This is a genomic window from Alkalilimnicola ehrlichii, assembly GCF_003399765.1.
Lineage (GTDB): Bacteria > Pseudomonadota > Gammaproteobacteria > Nitrococcales > AK92 > AK92.
The window spans coordinates 1-960 of record NZ_NFZV01000087.1 but is presented as its reverse complement, the minus strand read 5'-3'; the positions used below and the strand labels follow the sequence as shown (position 1 = coordinate 960).

The window sequence follows — 960 nt, the reverse complement described above, 5'->3', positions numbered from 1 at the left end:
GCTGGGCTGGGCGAGTTCCGGTGCGGGCGAAGGGGCTTGGCGGGGGCGTAAGAAAATCAAGCAAAGCGACCGCGAGCCTAGCGAGCGCTGGGCCAAGCGCGAGTGGTGGGAAGGTTGGATCGGTTGGGCTGTCTTGGCGATGTTAATGTTTTTGATGGTGACTTGCGCTGCCCTCACTGACTGAACGGAATGAAGGTCCTCCCGCGAAGAACGATGGGCCGAGTTGTTGTCGGGCTAGGAACGCTATCCGCATAAAGAAAAAGCGACAGGATGAACTACTACGCTGAGTCGGCCTATAACAGCACCCGTCCCCGCGACCTGCCCCCGGCGGAGGCGGGCCAGCAGGGGTGGAAATCCCGGTCGTTGCGCCGTAAGCCCCTGCAGGGGCGGCCGGGGGTGCACTGCGGCGAGCACCTTAGCATCAGCCATGCCGATCTCGATGCGCTGTTCGGCCGCGCCTGGCCTAAGCATATGCCGCATTGGCGTTATCACGAAAAGGTGGACTGGGAGCACCTCGGCAATCCCGCCGTGTTGATCAACGCTATCGTAACCTTGGCCATGGTGGGCGTCTTCGCGGGCGTGGTCAGTTTGGGTTCTTTTGCGGTTTACGAAGGGTTTTACGAAGTATTCGTCGCTTGGGGGGGGGGCATAGTCCTCGCCGTGCCCGTCAGTATCTGCGTCATCGGCACCTTGCTGACGAAGTACGTATTATCGCCGGATAAGCGCAACTTTTGGCTGAACCGGCGCACCGGGTTGGTGAGCCTGCCCCGGCGCGGGCGGATGGTGGAGCTGCCGTTTGACGAGTTCGACCCGTACCTGATGCCGTTTACCGGCTATATGGGCCGCACGAGCTACCAGTTGGTGCTCATCCACCGCTACAGCGACCAGCATTTGATTTATCCCGAAGAGGGGGAGTCGCCGTGGGAGGTGGAGGCGTTCTGGGAGTTTTGGCAACAGTAC

The 960-nt window shown here is 60.9% G+C and carries 2 protein-coding genes; both read left to right on the top strand.

Annotated elements, in window-relative coordinates; translation table 11 throughout:
• On the top strand, positions 1-184 hold a 184-nt coding region (locus tag CAI21_RS23530; RefSeq protein ID WP_181919616.1), incomplete at its 5' end, for a hypothetical protein.
• Between the two features lie 86 nt (positions 185-270).
• A partial coding sequence (locus CAI21_RS22785; protein ID WP_220349090.1) for a hypothetical protein occupies positions 271-960 on the top strand: 690 nt, incomplete at its 3' end.